The 7,664-nt window shown below is 69.8% G+C and carries 10 protein-coding genes and 1 pseudogene; 9 read left to right on the top strand and 2 right to left on the bottom strand.

Translation table 11 applies throughout. The features are described from left to right. The 3 genes and pseudogenes from ACTHLI_RS14105 to ACTHLI_RS14095 all read left to right on the top strand — a co-directional run. A pseudogene (locus ACTHLI_RS14105) lies at positions 1 to 288 on the top strand (helix-turn-helix domain-containing protein); the annotation flags it as partial. Between the two features lies 1 nt (position 289). Continuing rightward, on the top strand, positions 290 to 868 hold the full coding sequence (locus ACTHLI_RS14100) for a hypothetical protein (RefSeq protein ID WP_440184922.1): 579 nt from the start codon (positions 290 to 292) through the stop codon (positions 866 to 868). Between the two features lie 93 nt (positions 869 to 961). Then, positions 962 to 1,507 (top strand): phosphotransferase-like protein, encoded by a 546-nt coding sequence (locus ACTHLI_RS14095; RefSeq protein ID WP_440184919.1) that lies wholly within the window; start codon positions 962 to 964, stop codon positions 1,505 to 1,507. 459 nt (positions 1,508 to 1,966) lie between these two features. Here ACTHLI_RS14095 and ACTHLI_RS14090 read toward each other — a convergent pair whose 3' ends face one another. Next, positions 1,967 to 2,236, bottom strand: coding sequence for a hypothetical protein (locus ACTHLI_RS14090; protein WP_440184916.1), 270 nt, complete (start codon positions 2,234 to 2,236; stop codon positions 1,967 to 1,969). A 269-nt stretch (positions 2,237 to 2,505) separates the two neighbouring features. Here ACTHLI_RS14090 and ACTHLI_RS14085 point away from each other — a divergent pair, with 269 nt between their 5' ends. After that, a complete protein-coding gene (locus ACTHLI_RS14085) occupies positions 2,506 to 3,036 on the top strand; it encodes a glyoxalase superfamily protein (RefSeq protein WP_440184913.1) in 531 nt (176 codons plus the stop codon). A gap of 127 nt (positions 3,037 to 3,163) precedes the next feature. On the opposite strand, the gene ACTHLI_RS14080 is transcribed toward ACTHLI_RS14085, so the two are convergent. After that, positions 3,164 to 3,820 (bottom strand): hypothetical protein, encoded by a 657-nt coding sequence (locus tag ACTHLI_RS14080; RefSeq protein ID WP_440184910.1) that lies wholly within the window; start codon positions 3,818 to 3,820, stop codon positions 3,164 to 3,166. Between the two features lie 255 nt (positions 3,821 to 4,075). Here ACTHLI_RS14080 and ACTHLI_RS14075 point away from each other — a divergent pair, with 255 nt between their 5' ends. From ACTHLI_RS14075 to ACTHLI_RS14055, 5 genes are all read left to right on the top strand, one after another. Further along, entirely contained in the window at positions 4,076 to 4,846 is a 771-nt protein-coding gene (locus ACTHLI_RS14075) for a phosphotransferase (RefSeq protein ID WP_440184908.1), read from the top strand. Positions 4,847 to 4,943: 97 nt separating this feature from the next. Continuing rightward, a complete protein-coding gene (locus ACTHLI_RS14070; protein WP_440184906.1) occupies positions 4,944 to 5,165 on the top strand; it encodes a hypothetical protein in 222 nt (73 codons plus the stop codon). A gap of 29 nt (positions 5,166 to 5,194) precedes the next feature. Then, the gene (locus tag ACTHLI_RS14065; protein WP_440184904.1) at positions 5,195 to 5,665 is read left to right on the top strand and encodes a hypothetical protein; all 471 of its coding nucleotides are present in this window, start codon (positions 5,195 to 5,197) and stop codon (positions 5,663 to 5,665) included. Positions 5,666 to 6,021: 356 nt separating this feature from the next. Then, on the top strand, positions 6,022 to 6,582 hold the full coding sequence (locus ACTHLI_RS14060) for a hypothetical protein (RefSeq protein ID WP_440184902.1): 561 nt from the start codon (positions 6,022 to 6,024) through the stop codon (positions 6,580 to 6,582). A gap of 102 nt (positions 6,583 to 6,684) precedes the next feature. Further along, positions 6,685 to 7,506 (top strand): alpha/beta fold hydrolase, encoded by an 822-nt coding sequence (locus tag ACTHLI_RS14055; protein ID WP_440184900.1) that lies wholly within the window; start codon positions 6,685 to 6,687, stop codon positions 7,504 to 7,506. The last annotated feature ends 158 nt before the right edge of the window (positions 7,507 to 7,664 follow it).

Below are 7,664 nucleotides of genomic sequence, written 5' to 3'. Positions count from 1 at the left end.
GACCTCCTCGCCGAGAAGGGCCTCGTCCGCGGCGTGCTGACCGTCTCGCCACCGGGAACCACGGGCGAGAAGGTGTGGGACGCCGCCCTCGCAGCGGTCACGGCTTGGCGCCTCAACGAGGATCGAATCCCCCTGCCCGCTTGGGTATCCGACCCAAGCCACACGCTGGCGCCCCCGCGCGTCCTGCAGATCGACGACGCTGACCCGATCCCGGCACCCGCTGACGTGCCGGCTGAGTTCCGTCAACACGGGGTGCTCGCCTGGGCCGACACCTTCTCGAGCGCCTGAGATGACGCTCCTCACACGTGACGACCTGATCGGCTCGCTTCGCGAACTCATCATCGAGTTGAGAGCCGAAGGCGAACCCGTGGGCCTACGAGTAGTCGGCGGCGCGGCCATCGCACTCCGTCACTTCGACCGCCACACGACAGCCGACGTCGACGCGCTGCATGTCCGACCAGGAACCGACGACGCCGTGACGGAGGCGGCGAACCGCGTGGCAGACCGACGCGGATGGGATCACGGCTGGCTGAACTTCAAGGTGACCAACACGGGCAGCGAGCCGCTCTACGGACGACCCACCGCATGGGAGACCGTCTACGACGACGGCGCGATCGTGATCCAGATCGCCGGCGCCGACACCCTGCTCGCGATGAAGCTCCGCGCAAACCGACCGGGCCGCGACACCGACGACATCCGCAAACTCCTCGCCATCTGCGAGATCACCACAGTCGAGGAAGCCGACGGTTTCTACGCCGAGTGCTACCCAGGAGAATCGCTGCCCGACCGCGCCTGGACGATGGTCTCGTCGATCCTTCACACCCCGTCGACGAAGCCAGAACCGGTTGACCCGCTCGACCTCTCATAAGCCACCGGCCTCAGAACCCTGCCCGTGAGACAGGGCCGCTCGGGTCGCACGGTCGCTCGCGTCGAGTCCGGGGCCCCCAGGTAGCGTGCGCCCGTGGCCGCTGAACCCCGTCCTGTCGTGCTCGTGTTCAACGGGGGTTCCAGCTCCGGGAAGTCGAGCCTGACCCGCGCGCTGCAGCTGGTGCTGCCCGGCGCATGGCTGCGGTTCAGCGTGGACACGCTCGTCGACGCATGTCCCCCGTCGCTGCTCTCCAGCGACGGCCTCGACCTGGCCGCCGACGGCTCGGTGAACGTCTCTGCACCATTCACCACCGTCGAGGAGTACTGGATGGGCGGGTTAGCGCGGATGGCCGAACTCGGCGCGCACCTGCTGATCGAGGACAACTTCATCAGCGGACCGGCCGCGCAGCAGCGCTGGCGCGCAGCACTGACAGATCTGCCGACCGCCTGGGTCGGGGTGCGTTGCGACCCCGCAACTGCTGCGCAGCGGGAACTCGCACGGGGTGACCGCACCGCGGGGATGGCGCAGCTGCAGTCGGGATCCGTGCACCTCGGAATCGACTACGACCTGACTGTCGACTCAACCAACCGCGGACCGGACGCACTCGCTGGCGAAATCCTCGACCGCTGGTTCAGCTGACTCAGCTACCCAGCCCTCGGAACGCCTGCTCGGGGCGCACTCTTCCCGCTCAGCAGCCGATCGCGGCTCCGGGCTCGGGGCGTCCACGACGCGGAGCGCTCTGACCCTCCCTCTGGGGCCGCCCCAGCCTGAGCTTCCGCCTGCGACCCGCATTGCGCGGTTGCGCTGGGCGTCGTTGCTGCTGGGCTGACGCCGATCCACCCCGTCACCCTTCGGAAGGACCCACATGTACGAGAACGAACTGACCCAGGCGTTCTGCGTTCCCTGCTTCGTCCCCATGGTCCGCTGGGGCGACGTGCACGAACGCGGATGGGAATGCCCGGAATGCGGTCCGCATGCCGGCGCTCGGCGCAGCGCGGCCGCGTGAGGGCGTCGGTCCCGCAACCCCGTCGCTCCGCCGCCGCAGCGAAGTCGCCGGGAGTGCGTCGAAGAGTGGGCCGAGATCGCTGATCCCGCGCTTCAACGCGCCCGAGAAGCGGTGCGGCCGAGCGTCCAGGCGAAGAACGCCACTGCCGCGACCCACGCACCGACGAACAAGCCGAATCCCACGAGTGGTTGGGACAACTCCGGCGAATCCAGCGAGCCGAGGAACGGCAACAGGCCTGCGAGGTCCCACGTGAGCGCAAGACTCGTGACGACCAGTGCCGCGAGCGCCCCGAAGCGTCGCCGGTTTCTCAACCTGAGGTGCGGAAGTCGAAGCAGCAACTCGTCGTCACGGTCGGGTTCCACGCGCAGAGCGTACGTGGGCACCGCACCGTGCACCATCCGCTTCGTCACTGCGCATGAGGCGACTCACTGCTCCCGGTTCATCCGGGCAGCGCTGCGGACCCGCGGGAAGTGCTTGATCGACCGAAGGTGAAGGAGCAGGATGTCGACGGCTCGACGAGGCCCGCCCTCCGCAACCCGGTGAACACGTCGCATTCATGCTCCCGACGGATCTGCCTGCGGCATCCTCGGCAACGCGGAGACCGGACCCGATGCCGAGAACCAGGACAGACATGTTGAACATCGTCGACGCCAAGCTGGCAGCACGCGCTCTCCGCCGTGATCTTGCCGAGCGGGACCTCCATCTCACGCACAGCGAGACGTTGGAACTCATCGCTCATCAACTCGGTCACCGCGACTGGAACACGGCGGTCGCGAGCATGACGCCCACGGCCGAGTCGGGACTCGGCACGCCCGTACCGGTGCTGCGGGTGCAGGATGCGCAACAAGCGGCCACGTTCTACACCCACGTGCTCGGCTTCACCGAACTGTGGCAGCACCGCTTCGAGCCCGGGCTCCCGCTCTACCTCCGGGTGCGTCGCGGCGAGACGACGTTGGACCTCTCGGAGCACTACGGCGACGGAACGCCTGGATCCGTGGTCTGGATCCCTGTGCCCGACGCCGCCGGACTTCGCCAGGAGCTTCTGCCCCGGCTCGCCCCTCGCCAGCGGCCGGGCCTCCACCGCGATGCCCCGGGCGGCCCGACATTCACCGTCATCGACCCCTACGCGAACGTCCTGCGCTTCTGCCAGGCCGGCGCCTAATGCGGCCGGCGACCTCCCTTCGACTTCCCTGCTCGTGAGACGCATCCTCCGGACGAGCGGAACCGGCCACCCTGGCGATGTGCCACGGACCGGCGAACGTTGCTCGCCCGGTTGCGGCGGGGGTCGTTCAGCGCACCGACTGCGCGATGGCCACCACCTGCGTCTCGGACAGGTGAGCTCTCTCGGTCCCGCTCGCTTCCAAGCTGATCTGACGGCCGGCCGCGGTGGTCCAGCGAACGGTCGTCGTCACCTGGCTCTCGCTGTCGGTACCGAAGACGTGGGCGGTCGCGCCGTGGACGGTGACGGTGCCCTTCGCGGCCCCGGCCGGGCCGATGAAGGTGTAGTAAGTCGGGAGCCCGATGGTGAGGCGCACGAACCGGCTCGGCACGCCATCGCCGACTTGCCACACACGAGTCGCGGTGCGCTCATCGTGCGTCTCGACGGCCCATGTCATCGGTTGCGCCTCGTAGCCGACCGGGACGGCCGTGATCGTGGGCAGACTGCTGTCCTCGATGACCTTCCGCGTCTGCATCGAGCCGCCGTCGATCAACGACCGCTGGGCCAACGGCCGCTGCAACGTCACTGTCTTGGGCTGAGGCAGTGAACCACTGCCTCCGCAAGCCACACCTGCCGGCAACGGCTTCGCGTAACCCCGAACCGTGATCACTACCCGCGCAGCGGACTCGTGGACCGACACCCGCTCCTTCGGAAGAGCGCACACGAGGTGATCGATGTGATCCCAGTCCGCAAGCAGGTGGATGGTCCTCCCGTCGCGCTCGATCACGGCGCTGTTCCACGGAACCATGCCCGCGAACGGCACCCCATCGACCGACCGCTCAGCGCCAGCACGGTCCGCAGTACACCCGCTCAGCCCCGCAGCGGACATTGTCAGGACGCCCACGACGACGAACCAGCGCCATGAGACTCCCCGACGAAACCACTTCACACTCGGCAGTGTCCGCCGGTGCCGCCCTCGTCTCAACGGCCGCACCCCGAGCCCCGACTTGGCCGGGGCGGCGCGCCCCTGCAGAGTGGTGCGGTGAGCGGGAGTTCGGCGCAGCCCGGAGTGGGAGACGCCGAAGCCCGTGACGCATCCGGGTCCTGGGGCCGCAGGTTCTTCGCCCTTCAAGCCGGGGAGCACCCGGCCCGCATCGTCCAGGACCTCGCCGGAGGGCTCGAACCGAGGCTCGCGTGGCGGAACGAGCTCGGTGGCCAGACCTGGGAGATCGGCGACCGCTACCTCAAGTGGAGTCCCTCATCAGCGGGCATCGACCTTCGCCGCGAAGGCGTGCGCCTCCGCTGGCTGGCTGATCGGCACCCCGTTCCGCAGGTCCTCGACGAGGGCGCCGACGACGACGGTCAGTGGCTGCTCACGGCCGCGATCCGCGCAGAGTCAGCCGTAGCGGGCCACTGGCGCGCTCGGCCCGAACTCGCCGTGCGCGCGATCGCCGAGGGGCTTCGCTGGCTCCACGCCCTCCCCGTCCACGGAGCACCGTCGACGTGGGAGTCGTGGGCGACCCGCTCCCCCACCGCGCTGGGCGCCCGACCCACGGTCCACGAACCCGTGCTCGTGCACGGCGACGCGTGCTCACCGAACACGCTGCTCGACGCCGACGGGCGGTTCGCCGCGAACGTCGATCTCGGCGACGCGGCCGTGGGCGATCGGTGGGCCGACCTCGCGGTTGCGGCCATGTCGCTGCAGTGGAACTACGGCCCCGGGTGGGACCCGTACTTCTTCGACGCCTACGGCATCACCCCGGACCCGGCCCGCGTCGCCTACTACCAAGCCCTCTGGCGCGCGGAGTCCTGACGCCCGCGCACGACCGAACGGAATCACGTTCGGAACGCCTTCGCGCAGGTCGGTCGTTCACCTGGTCTGATCGCAGCTGCGGCCTGATACTGGCCGGGTGGACGCCGCTGCTCGATCAGCTCAGGACTGGCTCGACACGCATGAGGAAGATCTGAAAGGCCACGGCGCCGACGAGGCGGTCGCTGTCGTCGAAGGGGCCGGGCTCAGCGCACGGGTCGTGCCTCACGGCCCCACCTGGATGACGCAGGAACTGCGACACGATCGGATCAACCTCTGGCTCGACGAGCAGGGCCTCGTGCGCGCGACCACCGCGAACTGAGCACGGCTGAACGATCCGAGGCCCGGAGGGTGACCCGCGCACCGGCCGCGAGACTCCGCCTGGCGATCGGCGTGGCCGGAGCCCTGGCCGCGGTCACGACCGCACTCTCGGCCTGCGCGCCGGTGTCCTGCTCCGCCGAGAAGGTGGCCGATCACTTCACGATCGTCGCCACGAGTGCTACGCACCTGCATCCGCTGCTGGCACTGTGCGAGGGGACGAGCTGCACCCAGCCCCTCAACGCCTCCTCGACCGACCGCGGAGCGTCGATCGGCAGAGGCCCCTCCCTCGCGCTCTACGCCACCTCCGTGGATCACTGGCGGGTCGCCGTCAGGGAGCTCGAGAACGGCGCTGCCGCCAAAGACCCCTCGGACGTCACCGTCGCGCTCTCCGACCGCACGACGCCGCTGCTGACCCGCACCATCCACCCCTCCTGGCACCGCGCAAGCGGCGCGTGCAGCGACTTCAACACCGCGAACACCGTGCTCATCCGGGTCCCGTGACCTGACGGAGAGCAGCACGCCCACGACTACCGGCGGGCGGTCGGGCTCGGAGGGGGCTCTCACGCGTCGTTGCGAGGCTGAGCGGGCGCGGGGGAAGCGCTGAGGGGGAACCGATGGTCAACGGTATGAAGGCGTGCGGAGCGGCTGCCGTCCTGGTCAGCGCCGCGCTGTTGGCGGGGTGCACCAGCTCGACCGCCGAAGGCACCCCGGCGAGCGCCACCTCGACGACACGGCCGACAAGCGCGGCCGGGTCCTCCGGTGCATCGACGACGAGCCCGACACCGCCGAACGCGGTCTCCTCATCGCCAGGCCCCGCTTCTTCGGGATGTCCGGCGACAGGAGGGAGCATCCCTTCCGTGTCAGCGAGGAAGCAGATGCTCGATCTGGACGGCGACGGCAGAGCCGACACGATCTTCTTCAGCGGGACGACGTTCGGCGTGAAGACGGCCTCGGGAGCGCTGATCACCACGAACGCCGGGGCGCTGCTCACAGGCGGCGGTGACCACCACGCGTGGGCCAAGACCATGGAGGCCGAACCTCCGGTCGCGGTCGTGGACGACGGGCACACCGCCGTGGTGTTCGCGATCGTGGGCTGCAGGCTCGTGGTGCCGGCCGGCACGAACGGCAAGCCGTACCGCTTCACGTTATGGGGCTGGGGAACGTACGGCACCGGCGTCGCGTGCGTCGGCAGCGATCGAGGCGGCTGGATGCTCGCCGGTGTCGACGCCGTGAGGACCGGCGCCGGTCGCTACCGCATCGACACGACCGAGGTGGACATCTCGAAGGACGGCAGGACTGCGAAGAACGGCCAGACCGTGAAGGGCACGAAGACGTTCGCCGCGGACTCGACCGAGGTGGCGCAGGCCAAGGAATCGATCTGCACACAGGTGCCCAGGCTGACCGACGTGGGCAAGTAGCCCGAGACGCCGCTGAAGCCGTCCTCGACGGGTGGGGTCGCACGGCCCTTCGGGGCCTGCGGACTCCGAAGTGGCCGATCCGCGCCGTCCTACGCTCGGCGGGTGAGGTTCGTGACGACGAAGGCCGCCCGATTCGCTGTGTGGGATCACGGCGATCAGTCCGCGCCCGCACTGCTGCTCCTGCACGCAGGCAACGCCGTCAGCAGCATGTGGGACTCGATCGTTCCGGCGCTGCTCCCCGACCACCGCGTCGTCCGTTACGACGCGAGGGGCTTCGGACAGTCCTCGCCCGTCACGGGTCACTATCGCGGGAGCGATGATCCCCTCGCGGTCATGGACGAGCTCGACATCCCTCGGGCGACGCTGATCGGAGCGTCCTTCGGCGGTCGCGTCGCCTTGGACACCGCCCTCTCCGCACCCGATCGGGTCTCCGGCGTCGTGATGATGGGCGCTCGGCCAAGCGGAGCCCCGTTCCACCTCACGGCCGCTGAGCAAGCGCTCTCAGACGCCACGGATGAAGCCGAGGCCGCCGAGGACTGGACCAGGCGGGCGGAGCAGGAGGTCGACGTCTGGAGCGTCGGACCGACGCGCCGACGGGAGCAGGTGGAGCCGGGCTTCCTCGCTGCGGCGATCCGGCAGGCGCACGAACACGTCGAGCTCCTCAAGACGTACCCGAGCGCCTACAGCGACCAGGGCGAACCACCCGCGTTCGCCCGACTCCGGGAGCTGGCGAGCCCGCTGCTCTCCGTCGTGGGCGAACACGACCTGGCGGCCATCCGGTCGACGCAGTCCGAGACGGTGCGACTCGCCGGCGCGGGCGGGCGAGCCGTCCGGATCGCCGACGCGGCGCACTTCCCCTCGGTCGAGCAGCCGGCCGCCGTGCTCGCGGCACTCCTCCCCTGGCTCCGCGAGCACGCCCTGTAGGCGAAGGAACGCCTGAGCCTTCTCGCGCACGTCACCTCGGAAGCCGGGTAGCGCGAGCGTCAGCGACCTGCGCGAGCCCTCGACCGGGTCGGGACAGCAGCCGCTCCCACGGCTCGCTCCTCGCCGGTCACGACCGCGACCACGCGGGCGTCGGCGCC

It is taken from the genome of Amnibacterium sp. (genome assembly GCF_051956055.1).
In the GTDB taxonomy this organism is placed as follows: Bacteria; Actinomycetota; Actinomycetes; order Actinomycetales; family Microbacteriaceae; genus Amnibacterium.
Note: the sequence above shows the minus strand (reverse complement) of the source record. Positions and strands in the feature narration are given on the sequence as shown.